This window comes from Streptomyces sp. NPDC006193 (assembly GCF_040613915.1).
Classification (GTDB): domain Bacteria; phylum Actinomycetota; class Actinomycetes; order Streptomycetales; family Streptomycetaceae; genus Streptomyces.
The window spans coordinates 80556-100737 of the sequence record NZ_JBEXTB010000005.1 but is presented as its reverse complement, the minus strand read 5'-3'; the positions used below and the strand labels follow the sequence as shown (position 1 = coordinate 100737).

The following is a 20182-nucleotide window of genomic DNA, read 5'->3' as shown; positions in this document are numbered from 1 at the left end:
AGATACAAGGAGCGCCGCCTGCCCGGAATCGGGCACGTTTCTTGCGAAACACGCGCCGGTACTCCAGGATCTACCGGGTGCACGACGAACTCGTTGATCATCTGACGCGGTCCACGCCCCTGAGCCGGGGCGAGGCGCTGCGCGTGGTCCAGGACGTGCTCGCCTACTTCGACGAGACGACCCAGGAGTTCGTCCGTCGCCGCCACCGCGAACTGCAGGCCCAGGGCCTGGTGAACGCGGAGATCTTCGAACGGATCGGGGCGGACCTGAAATACCGGGCGGTGGCGCCGCCGGAGCTGACGCTCAGGCAGCTGCGCCGCATGGTCTACGGCTGAGGAACCAGCCGTACCGGACCAGTGACAGCCAAGGGATACCTCTATACATGTGCGGAATTGTCGGATACATCGGGAAGCGTGACGTGGCGCCCCTCCTCCTGGAGGGCCTCCAGCGCCTGGAGTACCGCGGCTACGACTCCGCGGGCATCGTCGTCACCTCCCCGAAGACGCCCGGCCTGAAGATGGTCAAGGCCAAGGGCCGGGTGCGCGACCTGGAGGCCAAGGTCCCGGCGCGCTTCAAGGGCACCACCGGCATCGCCCACACCCGCTGGGCCACCCACGGCGCCCCGTCCGACGTGAACGCCCACCCGCACCTGTCGGCCGACGGCAAGGTCGCCGTCGTCCACAACGGCATCATCGACAACGCCGCCGACCTGCGCCGCAAGCTGGAGGCGGACGGCGTCGAGTTCCTCTCCGAGACCGACACCGAGGTCCTCACCCACCTGATCGCCCGCTCGCAGGCCGAGAAGCTGGAGGACAAGGTCCGCGAGACGGTGCGCGTCATCGAGGGCACCTACGGCATCGCCGTGATGCACGCCGACTTCCCGGACCGCATCGTCGTGGCCCGCAACGGCTCCCCGGTCGTCCTCGGCATCGGCGACAAGGAGATGTTCGTCGCCTCGGACATCGCGGCGCTGGTCGCCCACACCCGCCAGATAGTCACCCTCGACGACGGCGAGATGGCCACCCTCAAGGCCGACGACTTCCGCACCTACACCACCGAGGGCACCCGTACGACGGCCGAGCCCACCACCGTGGAGTGGGAGGCCGAGTCGTACGACATGGGCGGCCACGACACCTACATGCACAAGGAGATCCACGAGCAGGCCGACGCCGTGGACCGCGTGCTGCGCGGCCGCATCGACCACCGGTTCTCCACCGTGCACCTCGGCGGCCTCAACCTGGACGCCCGCGAGGCCCGGCAGATCCGCCGCGTGAAGATTCTCGGCTGCGGCACCTCGTACCACGCGGGCATGATCGGCGCGCAGATGATCGAGGAGCTGGCCCGCATCCCCGCGGACGCCGAGCCGGCCTCCGAGTTCCGCTACCGCAACCCGGTGGTCGACCCCGACACCCTGTACATCGCGGTCTCCCAGTCCGGTGAGACCTACGACGTCCTGGCCGCCGTCCAGGAGCTCAAGCGCAAGGGCGCGCGGGTCCTCGGCGTGGTGAACGTGGTCGGCTCGGCGATCGCCCGCGAGGCCGACGGCGGCATCTACGTGCACGCGGGCCCCGAGGTCTGCGTCGTCTCGACCAAGTGCTTCACCAACACCACGGTCGCCTTCGCCCTGCTCGCCCTGCACCTCGGCCGCACCCGGGACCTCTCCGTGCGCGACGGCAAGCGGATCATCGAGGGCCTGCGCAAGCTGCCCCGGCAGATCACCGAGATCCTGGAGCAGGAGGAGGAGATCAAGAAGCTGGCGGAGAGCTACGCCGACGCCCGCTCGATGCTCTTCATCGGCCGTGTGCGGGGCTACCCGGTGGCCCGCGAGGCCTCCCTGAAGCTGAAGGAGGTCTCCTACATCCACGCCGAGGCCTACCCCGCCTCGGAGCTGAAGCACGGCCCGCTGGCCCTCATCGAGCCGGCCCTGCCCACGGTCGCGATCGTCCCCGACGACGACCTGCTGGAGAAGAACCGCGCGGCCCTGGAGGAGATCAAGGCCCGCGAGGGCAAGATCCTCGCGGTGGCGCACCGGCACCAGGAGAAGGCGGACCAGACCATCGTCGTCCCGAAGAACGAGGACGAGCTGGACCCGATCCTGATGGGCATCCCGCTCCAGCTCCTGGCGTACCACACGGCCAAGGCCCTGGGCCGGGACATCGACAAGCCGAGGAACCTCGCCAAGTCGGTGACGGTGGAGTAGGCCGGGAAGCAGCCGGGCACACCGGACAGAACGGACCCCCACGTACGCCACCGAACACGTGGGGGTCCTCTCCGCGCCGCGCACATCGGCCGGTGGCCGTCACCCCCCGGCCCGCGGCACGTCCCGGAGGGGCCGCCGGCCGGCGCGGCTCCCTCGCCCGCGGACGAAGTCGCGCGCTGACCTGTATATGCCCTTCGCGGGCGCAGGGACACCTCCGCGCGGGCACGGCCGTGCGGCGGGGGGAGAGGTGACACGCCGTGAGGCGGGTCTACGGGATGACGATCACGGGCCGCCGCGCCCGCTTGGCGAGCCGGCCCGCGACGGAGCCGAAGATCCGGCCGACGATGCCGTGCGTGGAGCCGACGACGATCGCGTCGGCCTCGTACTCCCGCCCCACTTCTTCGAGTTCATGACAGATGTCCCCGCCCCGCTCGACCAGGATCCACGGGACCTCGGCCAGGTAGTCCGCGCAGGCGAGCTCCAGCCCGAGCACCTCGGTGCGGTGGTCGGGCACGTCCACGAAGACGGGCGGCTCGCAGCCGGCCCACACGGTGGTGGGCAGCCGGTTGGCGACGTGCACGATGATCAGGCCGGAACGGGAGCGGTGGGCCATGCCGATCGCGTAGGCGAGGGCGCGCTCGCTGGAGGTGGAGCCGTCGAAGCCGACGACCACGCCGTGACGGAAGGCGGGATCGCAGGAGGGGCGTGACTCGGCCGCCGCCAGGGGATCGGCCGCCGTCGGATCGGCGACCGGCCGCTTGCGGTCCGCGGGTTCGAAGAATTCGTGACCGGCCATGACTGTCTCGGCGTTGTGATCCTTTATGGGTGGGACAGTGTGCGGCGGAAGTGTGCGGCGGAGCTGTGTCCGGGAAACATCTTCCCAACCCCATACCCCCAAGGGTACGGCGGCACGCCTCCTGAGCCCAGATCCCGCGCACGCTCCGTAAGCGGTCCCCCGACGTCCGTAGGGGTTCACCGGAGCATGCACGAGCCACGCCCGTAACGCAATGGTTGCTGCCCCGTACAGGCGGTTTGCGCGGAGTTCACAGATGCGCGGCCGGTGACCGGCCGGCCGCGGGGGCGCCGGGCCGGGGTGGACCGGCGCCACAGGGAGCACGAGACGCCCGCCCGCCGATGCCCCCGCACCCCCCACCCCGCACCGCACCCGGTGGGCGATGTGCTGTGCTGGGCGGTCTCAGCTGCGTGCTCGCGCCCGTGGTCCCCGTCCGGCACGACGCCCCGCCGGCCGGCGCCGCGGGCGCCGCGCCGGGCCTCGCGGCCGCACGGCCGCCTGCCGGGTGCCGCCGCGCCGCCGCGAGCGCGGCGCCGCGCGTTGCTCCGCGCAAAGGGGCGGGCGTCGCACCCGGGCGCGGACACCGGTCGATTGACCTGTTTCCGTATCCCGGAGCGCTGGTTTTCAGCCAACTTCTGGATATCGGCCAGGAGGGGTCCCGACCGCCCTCCAACCCCCGTTCCACCTGCACGGAAAGGGTCCACGGCCCGCTGCGCACCCTACGCGGTTTGGCCACGGCGACAAGGCGCACTTCCCTGCGCGGCTCCCGAGTGCAACGCTTCGTGATCGAATGCTTCACGCCAAGTTGTCATGTCGACAATCTGCGGCGTGTCGAACTGGTCACCGTGCGATCGCGGAAGCCAGTAGATTCGATCTTGACTGTCTTACGGCGGGGGACTCGTGCAGGACCGAGGGGAAACGTGCAGGAGCGACACAACCGAGGAGCCGCGACCACCGAGGGGGGCTTAGCAGTATGAGCCACGACTCCACTGCCGCGCCGGAAGCCGCGGCCCGGAAACTGTCCGGGCGACGCCGCAAGGAGATCGTCGCGGTGCTGCTGTTCAGCGGCGGCCCCATATTCGAGAGTTCCATTCCGCTTTCGGTGTTCGGGATCGACCGCCAGGACGCCGGAGTGCCGCGCTACCGCCTGCTGGTGTGCGCCGGCGAGGAAGGCCCGCTGCGGACCACAGGGGGCCTGGAACTCACCGCACCGCATGGGCTGGAGGCGATCTCGCGCGCCGGCACGGTCGTCGTGCCGGCCTGGCGCTCGATCACCTCGCCGCCGCCGGAGGAGGCGCTCGACGCACTGCGCAGAGCGCACGAGGAGGGCGCCCGGATCGTCGGGCTGTGCACGGGCGCGTTCGTGCTCGCGGCGGCCGGACTGCTGGACGGCCGCCCGGCGACCACGCACTGGATGTACGCGCCGACGCTGGCCAAGCGCTACCCGTCGGTGCACGTCGATCCGCGGGAGCTGTTCGTCGACGACGGCGACGTGCTGACGTCGGCCGGCACGGCGGCGGGGATCGACCTGTGCCTGCACATCGTGCGGACGGACCACGGCAACGAGGCGGCCGGCGCGCTCGCCCGGCGCCTGGTGGTGCCGCCGCGCCGCAGCGGCGGGCAGGAGCGGTATCTCGACCGGTCTTTACCGGAGGAGATCGGCGCCGACCCGCTCGCCGAGGTCGTCGCCTGGGCGCTGGAGCACCTCCACGAGCAGTTCGACGTGGAGACGCTGGCGGCACGCGCCTACATGAGCCGCCGCACGTTCGACCGCCGGTTCCGCTCGCTCACCGGCAGCGCTCCGCTGCAGTGGCTGATCACCCAGCGGGTGCTGCAGGCGCAGCGGCTGCTGGAGACGTCGGACTACTCGGTGGACGAGGTGGCGGGCCGGTGCGGGTTCCGGTCGCCGGTCGCGCTGCGCGGGCACTTCCGCCGCCAGCTCGGCTCGTCCCCCGCCGCGTACCGGGCCGCCTACCGGGCCCGCCGGCCGCAGGGCGACAAGCCGGGCGAGGCGGAGCAGGCCGTGCAGCAGTCCGGCCAGCAGGGCTCGCCCGCGGGACTGCCCGGCCCCGGACCGGTCGGCCCGCCGCCCGCCCTGCTGCACCCGGAGCGGGACGGCGGGGTGCCGATGCAGAGCCGGCGGTCCGCGGCCGGCGCGGTGAGCCTGCTGCCGGGGCCGCGCAGCGGCGGCTGAGCGGGCAGTGACGGCAAGGGGGGCGTGGTCGCGTGACCGCGCCCCCCTTCCCGCTGCACCCCCCTTCCCGCCGCGCCGCCGCATGGGCGCGCCCCGTGCCGGTCTGACCGCGCACCGACAAGGTGGGGACGGCCCGGGTCCGGCGCACGGCGGCGCGCCGTAAGGTGAGACGCATGAACGATCGCATGGTGTGGATCGACTGCGAGATGACCGGCCTCTCGCTGTCCGACGACGCGCTCATCGAGGTGGCCGCCCTCGTCACCGACTCCGAGCTGAACGTGCTGGGCGAGGGGGTGGACATCGTCATCCGGCCGCCGGCCCGGGCGCTGGAGACGATGCCGGAGGTGGTGCGTCGGATGCACACCGCGTCCGGACTGCTCGCCGAGCTGGAGAACGGCACGACGCTGCGGGACGCCGAGGAGCAGGTGCTCGCCTACGTCCGCGAGCACGTCAAGGAACCCGGCAAGGCCCCGCTGTGCGGGAACTCCGTCGGCACCGACCGCGGCTTCCTGCTGCGCGACATGCCGACCCTGGAGAACTACCTCCACTACCGGATCGTCGACGTGTCCTCGATCAAGGAGCTGGCCCGCCGCTGGTACCCGCGGGCCTACTTCAACAGCCCGGAGAAGAACGGCAACCACCGGGCCCTCGCCGACATCCGCGAGTCGATCGCCGAGCTGCGCTACTACCGCGAGGCCGTCTTCGTCCCGCAGCCGGGCCCGGACTCGGACACCGCCAAGGCGATCGCCGCCAAGCACGTGGTGCCCGCGCGCTAGCCGTCCGCGGGGTCCGCCCGGGGCGCGCGGAAACCTGTGCGCGAGCACCCCTTCGGACCCTGTAGACTTCTTCTCGGCCGGTCGGGGAGAGCACTCCTCAGCGCCGGTCATGGTGGGTGTAGCTCAGCTGGTAGAGCACCTGGTTGTGGTCCAGGATGCCGCGGGTTCGAGTCCCGTCACTCACCCTGTGCGATCAGCCGGTGACTTCGTCGCGAGACGGGTCACCGGCTGCTTCCGTTCCGGGGGCGCGGCCGGCGTCACGACGACGCCCGTGCCACCAGTTCCGTCGGCAGCACCGCCCGGCGGCGCTCCAGTCCGCGGGACACGGCCGGGCGACGGTCGGCGATCTCCGCGAGGAGCAGGTCGATCATGGCGCGGCCCATCTCCTCGATGGGCTGGCGGACGCTGGTGAGCGGCGGGTCCATGTGGCGGGCGATGGCCGAGTCGTCGTAGCCGACCAGCGCGACGTCCTCGGGGATGCGGCGGCCCCGCTCGCGCAGCACCTGCCGGGCGCCCGCCGCCATCACGTCGGAGCCGGCGAAGACGGCGTCCACGTCCGGGTGGCGGTCGAGCAGGACCGCCATCGCACGGCGGCCGCCCTCCTCGGTGAAGTCACCCGGCTCCACCAGCAGCTCGTCCACCGGGTGGCCCGCGTCGCGCAGGGCGTCGCGGTAGCCGTCGACGCGGCGCTGGGCGCCGTAGACGTCCAGGCGGCCGGTGATGTGGGCGATGCGGCGGCGGCCGCGGCCCAGCAGGTGCTCGACCGCCGAGCGGGCGCCGCCGTAGTTGTCCGAGTCCACCGAGGTCAGCGTCTCGGCCGCCGAGCGCGGGCCGCTGATCACCGCGGGGATCTCCAGCTGGGCCAGCAGGTCCGGCAGCGGGTCGTCGGCGTGCACCGAGACCAGCAGGACGCCGTCGACGCGGTGGGCCGCCAGGTACTGGGCGAGCCGCTGCCGCTTGCGGTCGTTCCCGGCGAAGATCAGCAGCAGCTGCATCTCGGTGTCGGCCAGCTCGGCGCCGACCCCGCGCAGCATGTCCGAGAAGTACGGCTCGGCGAAGAACCGGGTCTCCGGCTCGGGGACGACCAGGGCGATGGCGTCGGTGCGGTTGGCCGCGAGGGCGCGGGCGGCGGTGTTGGGGACGTAACCGAGCTCGGCCACCGCCGCCTCGACCGCCGCGCGGGTCGCGTCGCTGACCCGGGGCGAGCCGTTGATCACCCGGGAGACCGTGCCCCGGCCGACCCCGGCCCGGGCGGCGACCTCCTCGAGTGTCGGCCGCCCCCCGCTCCGGCCCCGCCCTGAGTGGCTTGCCATGGGCTCCGCCTTTCTCGACCTCTGCATCACGGCTGGCTGGAATCTAACAGCCCTGGCCAGGGAGGCGAGGAGGGCCGGGACGTCCGCCGGGGGGCGCCCGACGGCCGGACAACCGAACGCAACGCATCGCGTCAGCTGTCTTGACACCCCGCGCCGGAGCGACGACTCTTCACTTCATCACTGGTGGGAGCGCTCCCACAGTACCTGACACATACACATCCCGCACGTTCCCCGCCCGAGCCGCAGCGAGTACAACCGGGCCCGATCCATGCAGTTGGCCGGGGGGTCGGCACGTCAGGCAACAGGAGGACGCAATGCGCACGAGCATCCGCCGGTCCCAGCGGCTGATGGCCCTCGCGGCCGTCGCCGCGCTGACCACGGGGCTGCTGGCCGGCTGCGCCGACGACTCGGACGACGACTCGTCGGGCAACTCGGGCGGCGACGGCAGTGGCAAGGGCAGGACAACGCTGACCATCGGGACCTTCGGCGTCTTCGGCTACAAGGAGGCCGGCCTCTATGACGAGTACATGAAGGCGCATCCCGAGATCAATATCAAGGAGAACGTCACCACTCGCACCGACGTCTACTGGCCGAAGGTGCTCACCCGCCTCCAGGCCGGGTCCGGCACCGACGACGTCCAGGCCATCGAGATAGGCAACATCACCGAGGCTGTGCAGACCCAGGCGAACAAGTTCGTCGACCTCGGCAAGGAGGTCGACAAGTCGCAGTGGCTGGGCTGGAAGCTCGCGCAGGCCACCACCAAGGACGGCAAGCTCATCGGGCTCGGCACCGACATCGGGCCGATGGCGGTCTGCTACCGCAAGGACCTGTTCCAGAAGGCCGGGCTGCCGACCGACCGCAACGAGCTGGCGAAGACCTGGAAGGGCGACTGGGCCAAGTACGTCGACCTCGGCAAGCAGTACATGAAGAAGGCCCCCGGGGGCAGCAAGTTCGTGGACTCCGCCGCCTCCATCTACAACGCGGCCCTCGGCGGCGGCGACCAGCGGTACTACAGCGACGACGGCAAGGTCGTCTGGGACCGGTCCGACGACGTGAAGAAGTCCTGGGACGTCGCCATGAGCGTCGCGACCAGCGACATGTCGGCCAAGCTGAAGCAGTTCGACAAGCCCTGGGACCAGGGCCTGGCCAACGGCACCTTCGCCACCGTCGCCTGCCCGGCCTGGATGATCGGCTACATCCAGCAGAAGTCCGGTGAGTCCGGCAAGGGCAAGTGGGACGTGGCGGCGGCCCCGACCGCGGCCAACTGGGGCGGCTCCTTCATCGGGGTGCCGACGGCGAGCAGGCACCGGAAGGAGGCCATCGCGCTGGCGAAGTGGCTGACCGCCCCCGAGCAGCAGGCCAAGGTCTTCGCCAAGCAGGCCAGCTTCCCGTCCACCCCGTCGGCGTACCCGACCCTGAAGCCCGCCGCGGAGACCACGGCGTACTTCTCGAACGCGCCGATCACCCAGATCTTCTCCGACTCGGCGAAGACCATCCCGACGCAGTACTACGGCATCAAGGACCAGCCGATCAACACCGCGCTCACCGACGTCGGCATCCTCCAGGTCGAGCAGCGGGGCAAGTCGCCCGAGCAGGGCTGGAACGCCGCGAAGAACGAGATCAAGGACGTGCTCGGCCAGTGAGCAGCTCCAAGCAGGCTCTCGCGCATCCCGCGTCGAGCGCCGAGGCCGCGCCCGGCACCCCGCCGGGCGCGGCCCGGGGCGCGCACGGTCGCGGTGGGCCGGCGGGCGCCGACTCCTGGCGCAGCCGGCTGTACCGCTGGGACATGAAGGCGTCGCCGTACGCCTTCATCGCCCCCTTCTTCCTCCTGTTCGGGGCCTTCTCCCTGGTCCCGCTGCTGTACACGGCCTGGTACTCGCTGCACGACGTGCAGCTGTCGGCCCTCGACCACCAGACCTGGGCGGGCCTGGACAACTACGAGAACCTGCTGTCCTCGGACTTCTTCTGGAACGCCCTGCGCAACACCCTCACCATCGGCGTCATCTCGACCGTGCCGCAGCTGCTGGCCGCGATCGGGCTCGCGCACCTGCTGAACTACAAGCTGCGCGGCTCGACCGCGTGGCGCGTGGTGATGCTGACCCCGTACGCCACCTCGGTCGCCGCGGCGACCCTGGTGTTCACGCTGCTGTACTCGTGGGACGGCGGCATGGTCAACTGGGTCCTGCACTTCTTCGGCGTCTATCCCGTCAACTGGCGCGAGTCGGACTGGGGTTCGCAGTTCGCGGTGTCGTCGATCGTGATCTGGCGGTGGACGGGGTACAACGCGCTGATCTACCTGGCCGCCATGCAGGCGATCCCGGCCGACCTGTACGAGTCGGCGGCGATCGACGGCGCCAACCGCTGGCAGCAGTTCCGGCACGTCACCATTCCGCAGCTGCGGCCGACGATCCTGTTCACCGTCGTCGTCTCCACCATCGGCGCCACCCAGCTGTTCGGTGAGCCGCTGCTGTTCGGCGGGGTCAGCGGGTCCAAGGGCGGCTCCGAGCACCAGTACCAGACGCTCGGCCTGTACATGTACGACCAGGGCTGGATCATCGGCAACCTCGGCAAGGCGTCCGCGATCGCCTGGACGATGTTCCTGATCCTGCTGCTCGTCGCCGCGGTCAACCTGCTGCTCACCCGACGGCTGAGGAAGTCCCAATGAGCCAACTGACCCTCCCCCGGACCGTGCGCAAGGAACCGGAGCGGCAGCGGCGCCGCGGCCGCACGCGGGCCGGCAGGCAGCTGCACGCCGGCCCGACGACCTACGTGGTGCTGACCGTCTTCGCGCTGGTCTCGCTGGCCCCGCTGGTGTGGACGGCGATCGCGGCCTCGCGCAGCGACCGGCGGCTGGCCCAGACGCCGCCCCCGCTGTGGTTCGGCGGCAACCTGTTCGAGAACCTCCAGGCGGCCTGGGACGAGGCCGGGCTCGGCACCGCGATGCTCAACTCGCTGATCGTGGCGGGCACGATCACGGTGAGCACCGTGCTGTTCTCCACGCTGGCCGGCTTCGCCTTCGCCAAGCTGCGGTTCCGCTTCTCCGGCGTGCTGCTGCTGCTGACCATCGGCACGATGATGATCCCGCCGCAGCTCGCCGTCGTCCCGCTGTACCTGTGGATGTCGGACCTGGGCTGGTCCAACCAGTTGCAGACGGTGGTCCTGCCCAGCCTGGTCACCGCGTTCGGCACGTTCTTCATGCGGCAGTACCTGGTGCAGGCGCTGCCCGGCGAGCTGATCGAGGCGGCCCGGGTCGACGGGGCGAGCAGCCTGCGGATCGTCTGGCACGTCGTCTTCCCCGCGGCGCGCCCCGCGATGGCGGTGCTGGGCCTGCTGACGTTCGTCTTCGCCTGGAACGACTTCCTGTGGCCGATCATCGCCCTGACCCAGCAGAACCCGACCGTGCAGGTGGCCCTGAACTCGCTCGGCACCGGGTACGTCCCCGACCAGGCGGTGATCATGGCGGGTGCGCTGCTCGGCACGCTGCCGCTGCTGATCGCCTTCCTGCTGTTCGGCAAGCAGATCGTGGGCGGGATCATGCAGGGCGCGATCAAGGGCTGATCCCCCCGACCGGCTTCACGGGGGCCGGGCCACCGCCGCCCCGGCCCCTCCCGCCCACTCGTCCGTCGGTCCCTCCGACCGTTCATGGGAGCGCTTTCATGCCTGACTCCGTTGTGTCGTCCGTGGCCTTCCCCCCTGCCTTCCTCTGGGGCGCCGCGACCTCGGCGTACCAGATCGAGGGCGCGGTGCGGGAGGACGGCCGCACCCCCTCGATCTGGGACACCTTCAGCCATACGCCGGGCAAGACGGCCGGCGGCGAGACCGGGGACGTCGCCGTCGACCACTACCACCGCTACCGCGAGGACGTGGCGCTGATGGCGGAGCTGGGCCTGAACGCGTACCGGTTCTCCGTCTCCTGGTCCCGGGTGCAGCCGACCGGCCGGGGGCCGGCGGTCCAGCGCGGCCTGGACTTCTACCGCCGCCTGGTGGACGAGCTGCTGGCCGCCGGCATCAAGCCGGCGCTCACCCTCTACCACTGGGACCTGCCGCAGGAGCTGGAGGACGCGGGCGGCTGGCCGGAACGCGACACCGCGTTCCGGTTCGCCGAGTACGCGCAGTTCGTCGCCGAGGCGCTGGGCGACCGGGTGGAGCAGTGGATCACCCTCAACGAGCCGTGGTGCAGCGCCTTCCTGGGGTACGGCTCCGGGGTGCACGCCCCCGGCCGCACCGACCCGGTGGCGTCCCTGCGCGCCGCCCACCACCTCAACCTGGCGCACGGACTGGCCGCCTCGGCCCTGCGGTCGGCGATGCCGGCCCGCAACCAGATCGCCGTCAGCCTCAACTCCTCCGTGGTCCGGCCCCTATCGCAGGACCCGGCCGACCTGGCCGCCGCCCACCGGATCGACGACCTGGCCAACGGCGTCTTCCACGGCCCGATGCTGCACGGCGCCTACCCCGCGACGCTGCTGTCGTCGACCGCGTCGATCACCGACTGGTCGTTCGTCCGGGACGGCGACGTCCGCACGATCAAGGCCCCGCTGGACGCGCTGGGCCTGAACTACTACACGCCCTGCCTGGTCTCCGCCGCGCCGGGCGGGGTCAGGGGGCCGCGCGCGGACGGGCACGGCGCCAGCGACCACTCCCCCTGGCCGGGCGCCGACGACGTCCTGTTCCACCAGACCCCCGGCGAGCGCACGGAGATGGGCTGGACGATCGACCCGACCGGCCTGTACGACCTCCTCATGCGCTACACGCGCGAGGCGCCGGGGCTGCCGCTCTACGTCACCGAGAACGGCGCGGCCTACGACGACAAGCCCGACTCCGACGGCCGCGTCCACGACCCCGAGCGCATCGCCTACCTGCACGGGCACCTCGCGGCGGTGCGCCGCGCCCTCGCCGACGGCGCCGACGTCCGCGGCTACTACCTGTGGTCGCTGATGGACAACTTCGAGTGGGCGTACGGCTACGGCAAGCGGTTCGGCGCGGTGTACGTGGACTACGCGACGCTGGAGCGGACGCCGAAGTCGAGCGCGCGGTGGTACGGGGAGCTGGCGCGGACCGGCGTGCTGCCGGCCGCGGTGCCGGTGGCCTGACCGGGCGGGGCACGGCGGGGTGCGGCGCTCCGTGGGGGGCGCCGCGCCCGTGGCGGTCCGCCCCGCCCTTGCGGGGGTGCGGGGACGCCACGAGCCCCGGCCGGGGGTGGGGGGACGCCACGAGCCCCGGCCGGGGGTGGGGGGGAAGTCCGGCCGGGGCTCGTTCCCCGTTGTTCCTGGCGGTCTCAGGTCACTTGTAGGCGCCGAACGCCTTCGTGAAGGCGAACTGGTCCTGGGTGACGGAGCTGCACGTCGCGTCGGCGGTGGGCTTGGTGCCGCCGGCGCACTGCTTGTCGCGGGTCGCGGACCACATCGACAGCCAGCCCAGGCCCTTGGACTTGGCGAAGTTCACCAGCTGGGTGGCGTCCTCGACCTTGAAGACCTCGGAGGCCACGTCGTTGACGCCGATCATCGGGGTCACGGCGACGGTCTTCCAGGCGGCCGTGTCGGACAGGCCCAGCACGCCCTTGACCTGGGCCTGGGTGGCGGTCGCGGCCTGCTCGGCGTAGGTGCCCATGTCGCCGCTGTACGCGGGGCCGTAGTCCATCGCCATGATGTTGACGGTGTCGATGCGCACGCCGTTGGACTTGGCGTCGGCGAGCAGGTTCACGCCGTCCTGGGTGAGGCCCTCCGGCATCACCGGGAGGGTGAAGGAGACGTCCAGGTCCGGGTGCTGGGCCTGCAGCTTGGCGATCGCCTGGGCCCGGCGGGTGTTGGCCGCGGTGTTGGGCAGCGCGCCGCCCTCGACGTCGAAGTCGACCTTGGTCAGCTTGAACGCGTCGACCACCTTGCCGTACGCCGCCGCCAGCGCGTCCGCCGAGGAGCACGCGGTGGCCAGCTCGGAGCCGGAGGCGCCGCCGAAGGAGACCCGGACGTCCCCGCCCTTGGCGCGCAGCGAGCCGATCTGCGCGGCCACGCCGTCGCCGGTCAGGTCGGTGACGCCGCCCCACTTGGGGGTGCAGCCGCCGCCGTCGGTGATGAAGGCGAGGTTGAAGTTCTTCACGCCGGTCGCGTCCGCGGCGCCGAGGAGGTCGAAGGCCGGGTAGAGGGAGGTGTCGACGTACGGGGCGAAACCGGCGGACGAGGCGGTGCCGGCGCCGGTGCCGCCGGTGGGGGCGGGGGCCGGGGCCGTCTTCTCCGGCTCGGCCGGGGGGGTCGGCGCGGGGGTGGACGGGCGGCCGCTCGGCTCGGGGGTCGCCCCGCCGTCCGCGGAACACTGCTCGCCGTCGATGCGGCAGCCCGTCGGGTCGCCGCTGCCGTTGACGACGAAGCCGACGGTGACCGACTTGCCCGGGGCCAGGCCCTCGCCGTCCCACTTGGGGGCCTTCACGGTGACGTGCCGGCCGCTCACGTCCGACTGGCCGTTCCAGAGGGAGCTGAGCGTGGCGCCCGCCGGGAGGTCGAACTCCAGCGTCCACGTCTTCTCCGGCGCACCGGTGTTGTTGGTGACGACGTACTGCGCGGAGTAACCGGTCGACCAGTCACTGGTCTTGGTGTACGCGGCGTTCACGCCGGCCGCGTTGGCGGTGCCGGTGAGCACGACCGCGCCGCCGGCCGCCACCGCCGCGGCCACCAGACCGCCTATCGCCTTGTTCCTGCCGCTGATCCTGCGCCGGTGCGTGCTCATGCGCGTGCCTGCCTTCACTGCTCACGGGGGGCCACAGAAGTTTGGGGACCTGTGGGACGAGGCAGCACGCTAGCGAGCCGGATTCGGACAATCCCCCTGATCGGGGCGGTGGTTGAAGACTTTATGGTGCGCTTAAGGAAGCGATCGGGATCGGTTAATGGTCAGGGCCGGCCGGCCCGGCCGACGGCGGCGCACCGCTCCCCGGTGCCCCCGGCCCGCCGGTTTCCGTCCGGCCAGCTGGAACCAGATCCGCACCTCCGTGCCGCCCAGCACCGAGGCGCCGATGCGGACGTCGCCGCCGGTGGACTCGGCGAGCCGGCGCACGATGTCCAGGCCCAGTCCGGTGGAGCCGGTGTGCCCGGAGCCCCGGCCGCGGGCCATGGCCGCCTCGGGGTCGGGTATGCCGGGGCCCGCGTCGGAGATCAGCACGATCACCGCGTCGTCGCTGGTGTGCACGTCGACCGCGAAGGCGGTGCCCTCCGGGGTGTGCCGGAAGACGTTGCCGAGCAGGGCGTCGAGCGCGGCTGCCAGGTCGGCGCGGGCCACGGGTATGCGCACCGGCCGCTCGACGCCGGCGACCCGCCACTTGCGGCCCTCGTCCTCGGCGAGCGCCGACCAGAACTCCATGCGCTCGCGCACCACTTCGGCCACGTCGCACCCGGCCACCGGGCCCGCCGGGGCGGTGTGCGGCTTGGCCTCCCGGGCCGTGCGGATGATGGTGTCCACCTCGCGCTCCAGCTGGGTGACGGCGGCCCGGGTCTGCTCGGCGGCCGGTGAGGCCCCGAGGGAGGCGGCGTTCAGCCGGAGGACGGTGAGCGGGGTGCGCAGCCGGTGCGAGAGGTCGGCGGCCAGCTCCCGCTCGTTGGCGAGGAGTTGCACCACCTGGTCGGCCATGGAGTTGAACGCCACCGCGGCCATGCGCAGTTCGGTCGGGCCCTCCTCCGGCACCCGCGTGCCCAGCCGGCCCTCGCCCAGCTCCTGCGCGCCCTCGGCGAGCAGCTGCGCGGGCCGCACCATGCGCACCCCGAGCCGGTCGGCCACCGCGACCGAGCCGACGATCAGCGCGATGCCGACGGCCGCGAGCACCGCCCAGGCCGTGCCGACGCCGTTGGTCACCTCGGACTCGGGGACGTACACCTCGACCACGGCGATCGCGCCGGTGCCGAGAGCGACCGGCTGCAGCAGGGTGGAACCGCCGGGCACGGGTGTGGTGGAGGCGCGGCCGAGTTTCCGCACGGCCTCGATGTCGCGGGCGGGGGCGTGCCGCCGGCCGATGTCCAGCGCGGCCCGGCCGCCGTCGGCGGGCAGGTGCACGGCCATCCCGGAGTCGGCGCCGGCCGAGGCCACCACCCGCTCCAGCTTGTCCCGGTCGGTGGTGATGGACAGCGCGGGCGCGACGGCGGCGGCCTCCCGTTCCGCGTTGGAGAAGGCGCGGTCGCGGGCCATCTCCTCGACGACCAGTCCGAGCGGCACGGCGAACGCGACCACGACCATCGTGGTGACCGCCAGGCAGACCTTGACCAGGGCCCATCTCATCGCTGCGCCTCCGCGTCCGCGGGGGGCTCCAGCTTCACGCCGACACCGCGCAGGGTGTGCAGGTAGCGCGGCCGGGCGGCCGTCTCCCCCAGTTTCCGGCGCAGCCAGGACAGATGGACGTCGATGGTCTGGTCGTCGCCGTAGGACTGCTGCCAGACCTCGGCGAGGAGTTCCCGGCGCGGGACGACGACACCGGGCCGGGCGGCCAGGAAGGCGAGCAGGTCGAACTCCCGGCGGGTGAGGTCGAGCCGGGCGCCGTCCAGTTCGGCCTGGCGGCGCAGCGGGTCGACGGTGAGCCCGCCGACGCGGACCGCGCACGAGGGCGGGGCCTCCACGCCGCCGGAGCGGGTCCGGCGCAGCACGGCCGCGATGCGCGCGGAGAGGTGCTCGACGGAGAACGGCTTGGTGAGGTAGTCGTCCGCCCCGGCGTTCAGCAGCCGGACGACCTCCGCCTCGTCGTCGCGGGCGGTGGCGATGATGACGGGCACGTCGGTGATGCCGCGGAGCATCTTCAGGGCCTCGGAGCCGTCCAGATCGGGCAGTCCCAGGTCCAGGATGACCACGTCGAAGCGGAAATGGGCGACCTCGCGCAGCGCCTCGAGTGCCGTGCCGACGCTGCGCACGGTGTGCGCGGCGTCGGTCAGATGCCGGATGAGCGCCGAGCGTACGAACTGGTCGTCCTCGACCACGAGCACACATGCCATGCGCCGCACCGTACGCCATGCGGGCGGCAACGGGCGGACGCCTGTGGACAACTCGGGGCGCGTGCGCTCGGCGGCGCCCTGAGGCAGTATGGCCGCGATGCGCAGAGGACTCGTACACGTACTGGCGTGGCTGCTCGCCACCGGAGCGGCGGTGACGCTGTCGTGGTGGGGCGTGCACACGGTGATGGCGGGCACCGCGTACGACCCGCCGCGCGCCCTGCCGGTCACGGCGGCCGAGGCGACCACGCAGCGCTCCAAGCCGCTGGATCCGCCGGCCGTCCGGGCGTCGCCGTCCACGCCTGCCGCCCCCTCCCCGTCCCCGTCCTCGTCGTCGTCGGGCCCGGCGTCCGAGGCGCCGGCGCCCTCCCCCTCGCGGACGCCGGCCCGCACCCCCAGCGCCTCCCCCACCGCCGCCGCCCCGGCCTCCGGCCAGGTCAAGTCCTACGACACCGACGGCGGACGGGCGGTGTTCGACCTGGGCGCCTCCGCCGCGACCCTCGTGTCGGCGACGCCGGGGACGGGCTGGTCGATGCAGGTGTGGAAGACGCAGAGCTGGATCCGGGTGGAGTTCAGCCGGGACGCGGACCGGGTGTCGGTGTTCTGCACGTGGCACGACGGGCCGCCGCGGGTGGAAGTGGTCACCTACTGACCCCCGGGTTCTCTCGCGGCCCCGGGCTGGCCCGGTCGGGTTCCCCCTAGTGGAACACCGAGGGCGGCGGCGCCGGGGAGGCCACCGCGTCCTCGTCCGTCACCGGGGCCGCGCCGCCGGTGAAGTCGGTGAGCGGCCTGCCGTGTTCGACCCGGGCGGGGTGCGGGTCGCAGGCGGCGCGGCGGGTGAGTTCGGCGAGCGGCAACGGCAGGTCGGAGGCGACCAGGATCGCGTTGCCGAAGCGCCTGCCGCGCAGCACCGCCGGGTCGGCGATCAGGGCGAGTTCGGCGAACCGGGCGGCGGCGGTGGCGATCTGGCCGCGCAGGTGGGCGAGCGGCGGGCCGTCGGCCACGTTGGCCGCGTACACCCCGGAGGGCTTCAGGGCACGCCGGACCTCGTCGAGGAACTCGGTGGAGGTGAGGTGGGCCGGGGTGCGGGCGCCGCCGAAGACGTCGGCGACGACCAGGTCCGCCCAGCCGTCCGGCACCTTGGCGAGTCCCTCGCGGGCGTCCGCCGAGCGCACCCGTATCCGCGCGTTCGGATCGAGCGGCAGCTCGCGGCGGACCAGCCGGACGAGGCTCGCGTCGCGTTCCACGACCTGCTGGGTGGAGCGGGGGCGGGTCGCGGCGACGTACCGGGCGAGGGTGAACGCGCCGCCGCCCAGGTGCACCGCGTGCACGGGCCTGCCGGGCGGGGCGGCGAGGTCGATGACGTGCCCGAGGCGGCGCTGGTACTCGAAGGAGAGGTACGCGGGGTCGTCCAGGTCGACGTGCGACTGGGGCGCCCCGTCGATCAGCAGCGTCCAGGCCCGGCCGCGGTCCGGGTCGGGCACGAGCTGCGCGAGCCCGCCGTCGACCGGTTCCTCGACGGCCGCGACGGCGGCCTGCCTGCGCCGCGTGTTCCTGGACCTGCCCATCCGTCCATTCTGGCAGCCGGCCCGGCCGCGCCCGTCACCGGCAGCTGTCGGCCGCCGCGATCAGCCGGGCCGCCTCCCCCAGGGCCCGGCGCAGCACCGCCGGGTCGGTGGCCAGGTCGGTCTCCCCGGGCGGCAGCAGCCAGTCGGAGCCCTCCACCGGCGGCACGGGGTCCAGCCGCAGCCCGCGCCCGTCCGTCTCGGTGCAGGTGCTGCCCGGCACGTCCCAGCCGGCCGCCGTGCCGGCCGGCACCACGAAGCCGAGGGTGCCGCGGCCGTCGTCGTGGAACACGGGCCCCACCGCCTCCGCGGCCCCGCGCCGCAGGATGTCGACCGCCTCCAGGCCCTGCCGGGCCGGCACGGTCACGAGGTCGCATCCCGTGCCCCCGCCCGTGCCCCCGCCCGCGGACGACGCCGAAGGCGGCGACGACGGCGACGACGGCGGTGACGAGGGTGACGGCGGTGACGAGGGTGACGTACAAGGTTCGTTGCTCTGGCTGGTCTCCATGCCGGCCTCCACACAGCCCTGTTGCGGTCCGCAGGGTTCAACGCGCGAGCGGGCCGACGGCTACGGCACAGGTGCGCGGCAAAGGATGGCACTTCATGGCAGATCGTGGAGGAGTTATCCGTTTTGTGGCCGAACTCCGCGTGGCGGCACCTTCACAGCGGGTACGTTCATGCCCGCCGGAACCAGGGCGTCGCACGGGCAACTCGTCCGTGATTCGCCCCGGATCCGGCATGGTTCGACGGTTCGCACGAGAGGACCCGGCCATGACGTCGTCCACGGCGGCCTCGTCACAGCCCGAACGGCCACCCCGGCCGAACCTCGCCTTCCGGCGGCTGCGCGGCCGGCGTTCACCGGCGGAGTTCGCGGCGCTGGTTCGGCGGGCCGCGCGCCAGATCGGCGAGCGGGTGAGCTGTGACGCGCGCTACATCGGCAGGGTCGAGGCGGGCGAGATCCGCTGCCCCAACTACGCGTACGAACGGGTGTTCCTGCACATGTTCCCTGGCCGCACGCTCACCGACCTCGGTTTCGCCCCCCGCTCGTCGGTCCGCGGACGCGCGGCCCGTACGGCGGCGGCTCCGGGCGGCGCGTCCGGCGCCGTCGAGACGCCGGGGACCGGCGAGCCGTACGGCACAAAGCCGGCCGGGACGGACCCGAGCGGCGCGGAGGCGAGCGGCGCGGAGCCGGCCGGGACCCGTCCGTCCGGAACGGAGCCGTCCGAGAGCCCGGGCGCACGGATCCCCCACCCCGGCCCCCCGCCGGACGCGTACGGCCCGCACGAACCGTCCGCGACAGACCCACGGAACCACGAGGAGAGCGACGTGCTGCGTCGCGCGTTCATGACCGGCGGGGGCGCCACCGTGGCCGCCGCCACGCTGGGCCCGCTGGGGCTCACCACCGGCGCCGCGGCGGCGGAAGGGCCGCCGCGGCGGGCCGGGGCGTCCGAGGCGGCCGCCCTGGAGGAGGCCGTGCGCCGCATCCGGCTGCTCGACGACCGGCACGGCGCGGACGGCCTCTACCGGCGCGCGGCGGCTCCGCTGCGCGCGGCCTACGCGCTGCTGGACGCCGGCACGACCCGGCAGGCCACCGCCGACCGGCTGCACGCGGGCGCCGGCGAACTTGCCGTCTCCGTGGGCTGGCTGGCCCACGACTCCGGCCGGTTCGACGACGCCCGCTCGCACTACGCGGAGGCGCTGGCCACCGCCCGCATGACCGGTGACGCCGGACTGGAGGCGCACGCCTTCTGCAACACCGCGTTCCTGGCCCGCGACGCGGGACGCCCCCGGGAGGCGGTCCGGGCCGCGCAGGCCGCCCAGCGCGCCGCCCGGCCCCTCGGCTCGCCCCGCCTGATGTCCCTGCTCGCGCTGCGCGAGGCGGGCGGCTGGGCGGCGCTCGCCGACCGCACCGGCTGCGAGCGGGCACTGGCGCGCGCGCACGCCCTGTTCGCGCGCGGCCGCGCGGACGCCGACCCCGAGTGGATGAGCTTCTACGGAGAGGCCGAACTGGAGGGCCTCGAGGCGCAGTGCTGGTCCGCGCTGGGCGACTGGCGGCGGGCCTCCCGGCACGCGCGGCGGGCGGCGCGGCTGCAGGATCCGCACTTCACCCGCAACATCGCGCTCTACACCGCGGAACTGGCCGACGACCTCGCCCGCGAGGGCCGTCCCGACGAGGCGGCCGAGGCGGGACTGCGGGTGCTGTCCCTGCTGGACCAGGTGCAGTCCTCGCGCATCCACTCCATGCTGGCGGGCACGGCCCGGGTGCTGCTGCCGCACCGGCGGGTGCCGGGGGTCTGCGCGTTCCTGGACCGGCACGCGTCCCTGCCGAGGACCGGAAGGTCGTAGCCCGCCCCCGAGACGGACGTCCACCGCGCCCCCGGGCCGGC

General features: G+C 73.0%; 17 protein-coding genes and 1 tRNA gene. 11 read left to right on the top strand and 7 right to left on the bottom strand.

Annotation, left to right across the window (positions count from 1 at the left end):
• Positions 1–77 precede the first annotated feature (77 nt).
• Both ABZ261_RS07570 and glmS read left to right on the top strand, forming a co-directional pair.
• On the top strand, positions 78–335 hold the full coding sequence (locus ABZ261_RS07570; RefSeq protein ID WP_356856335.1) for a hypothetical protein: 258 nt from the start codon (positions 78–80) through the stop codon (positions 333–335).
• A gap of 47 nt (positions 336–382) precedes the next feature.
• A complete protein-coding gene (gene glmS, locus ABZ261_RS07565) occupies positions 383–2200 on the top strand; it encodes a glutamine--fructose-6-phosphate transaminase (isomerizing) (protein WP_356856333.1) in 1818 nt (605 codons plus the stop codon).
• Between the two features lie 268 nt (positions 2201–2468).
• Here glmS and ABZ261_RS07560 read toward each other — a convergent pair whose 3' ends face one another.
• Positions 2469–2996 carry a universal stress protein gene (locus tag ABZ261_RS07560; protein WP_356856331.1) on the bottom strand — a complete coding sequence of 176 codons (528 nt, stop codon included), beginning with the start codon at positions 2994–2996 and terminating at the stop codon, positions 2469–2471.
• A 970-nt stretch (positions 2997–3966) separates the two neighbouring features.
• Between ABZ261_RS07560 and ABZ261_RS07555 the strand changes: the two genes are divergently transcribed.
• The 3 genes from ABZ261_RS07555 (at position 3967) to ABZ261_RS07545 (ending at position 6148) form a co-directional block, all read left to right on the top strand.
• Positions 3967–5187, top strand: coding sequence for a helix-turn-helix domain-containing protein (locus tag ABZ261_RS07555; protein ID WP_356856329.1), 1221 nt, complete (start codon positions 3967–3969; stop codon positions 5185–5187).
• 173 nt (positions 5188–5360) lie between these two features.
• The gene (orn, locus tag ABZ261_RS07550; protein WP_356856327.1) at positions 5361–5963 is read left to right on the top strand and encodes an oligoribonuclease; all 603 of its coding nucleotides are present in this window, start codon (positions 5361–5363) and stop codon (positions 5961–5963) included.
• Between the two features lie 112 nt (positions 5964–6075).
• A tRNA-His gene (locus ABZ261_RS07545) sits at positions 6076–6148 on the top strand.
• A gap of 72 nt (positions 6149–6220) precedes the next feature.
• Here ABZ261_RS07545 and ABZ261_RS07540 read toward each other — a convergent pair.
• Positions 6221–7276 carry a LacI family DNA-binding transcriptional regulator gene (locus tag ABZ261_RS07540; protein WP_356856325.1) on the bottom strand — a complete coding sequence of 352 codons (1056 nt, stop codon included), beginning with the start codon at positions 7274–7276 and terminating at the stop codon, positions 6221–6223.
• Between the two features lie 314 nt (positions 7277–7590).
• Between ABZ261_RS07540 and ABZ261_RS07535 the strand changes: the two genes are divergently transcribed.
• From ABZ261_RS07535 to ABZ261_RS07520, 4 genes are all read left to right on the top strand, one after another.
• Positions 7591–8919, top strand: a complete 1329-nt coding sequence (locus ABZ261_RS07535; RefSeq protein ID WP_356856323.1) for an ABC transporter substrate-binding protein — start codon at positions 7591–7593, stop codon at positions 8917–8919.
• Positions 8916–9941, top strand: a complete 1026-nt coding sequence (locus ABZ261_RS07530) for a sugar ABC transporter permease (RefSeq protein ID WP_356856321.1) — start codon at positions 8916–8918, stop codon at positions 9939–9941. Before ABZ261_RS07535 ends, ABZ261_RS07530 begins: the two co-directional genes overlap by 4 nt.
• Positions 9938–10834, top strand: coding sequence for a carbohydrate ABC transporter permease (locus tag ABZ261_RS07525; protein ID WP_356856320.1), 897 nt, complete (start codon positions 9938–9940; stop codon positions 10832–10834). Before ABZ261_RS07530 ends, ABZ261_RS07525 begins: the two co-directional genes overlap by 4 nt.
• A 98-nt stretch (positions 10835–10932) precedes the next feature.
• Positions 10933–12366 (top strand): GH1 family beta-glucosidase, encoded by a 1434-nt coding sequence (locus ABZ261_RS07520; protein ID WP_356856319.1) that lies wholly within the window; start codon positions 10933–10935, stop codon positions 12364–12366.
• 190 nt (positions 12367–12556) lie between these two features.
• On the opposite strand, the gene ABZ261_RS07515 is transcribed toward ABZ261_RS07520, so the two are convergent.
• From ABZ261_RS07515 to ABZ261_RS07505, 3 genes are all read right to left on the bottom strand, one after another.
• Entirely contained in the window at positions 12557–13993 is a 1437-nt protein-coding gene (locus ABZ261_RS07515) for a cellulose binding domain-containing protein (RefSeq protein WP_356856318.1), read from the bottom strand.
• A gap of 132 nt (positions 13994–14125) precedes the next feature.
• Entirely contained in the window at positions 14126–15529 is a 1404-nt protein-coding gene (locus tag ABZ261_RS07510; RefSeq protein ID WP_356856316.1) for a HAMP domain-containing sensor histidine kinase, read from the bottom strand.
• Positions 15526–16233: a response regulator transcription factor gene (locus ABZ261_RS07505; protein ID WP_356856314.1), complete on the bottom strand. Its 708-nt coding sequence runs from the start codon at positions 16231–16233 to the stop codon at positions 15526–15528. The genes ABZ261_RS07510 and ABZ261_RS07505 overlap by 4 nt, the downstream gene beginning before the upstream one ends.
• Before the next feature lie 97 nt (positions 16234–16330).
• Here ABZ261_RS07505 and ABZ261_RS07500 point away from each other — a divergent pair, with 97 nt between their 5' ends.
• Positions 16331–16882, top strand: coding sequence for a hypothetical protein (locus ABZ261_RS07500; RefSeq protein WP_356856312.1), 552 nt, complete (start codon positions 16331–16333; stop codon positions 16880–16882).
• Between the two features lie 46 nt (positions 16883–16928).
• On the opposite strand, the gene ABZ261_RS07495 is transcribed toward ABZ261_RS07500, so the two are convergent.
• On the bottom strand, positions 16929–17798 hold the full coding sequence (locus tag ABZ261_RS07495; RefSeq protein ID WP_356856310.1) for a fused MFS/spermidine synthase: 870 nt from the start codon (positions 17796–17798) through the stop codon (positions 16929–16931).
• 34 nt (positions 17799–17832) lie between these two features.
• Positions 17833–18303: a hypothetical protein gene (locus tag ABZ261_RS07490; protein WP_356856308.1), complete on the bottom strand. Its 471-nt coding sequence runs from the start codon at positions 18301–18303 to the stop codon at positions 17833–17835.
• Positions 18304–18566: 263 nt separating this feature from the next.
• Here ABZ261_RS07490 and ABZ261_RS07485 point away from each other — a divergent pair, with 263 nt between their 5' ends.
• A complete protein-coding gene (locus ABZ261_RS07485) occupies positions 18567–20141 on the top strand; it encodes a hypothetical protein (protein ID WP_356856306.1) in 1575 nt (524 codons plus the stop codon).
• Positions 20142–20182: the final 41 nt, after the last annotated feature.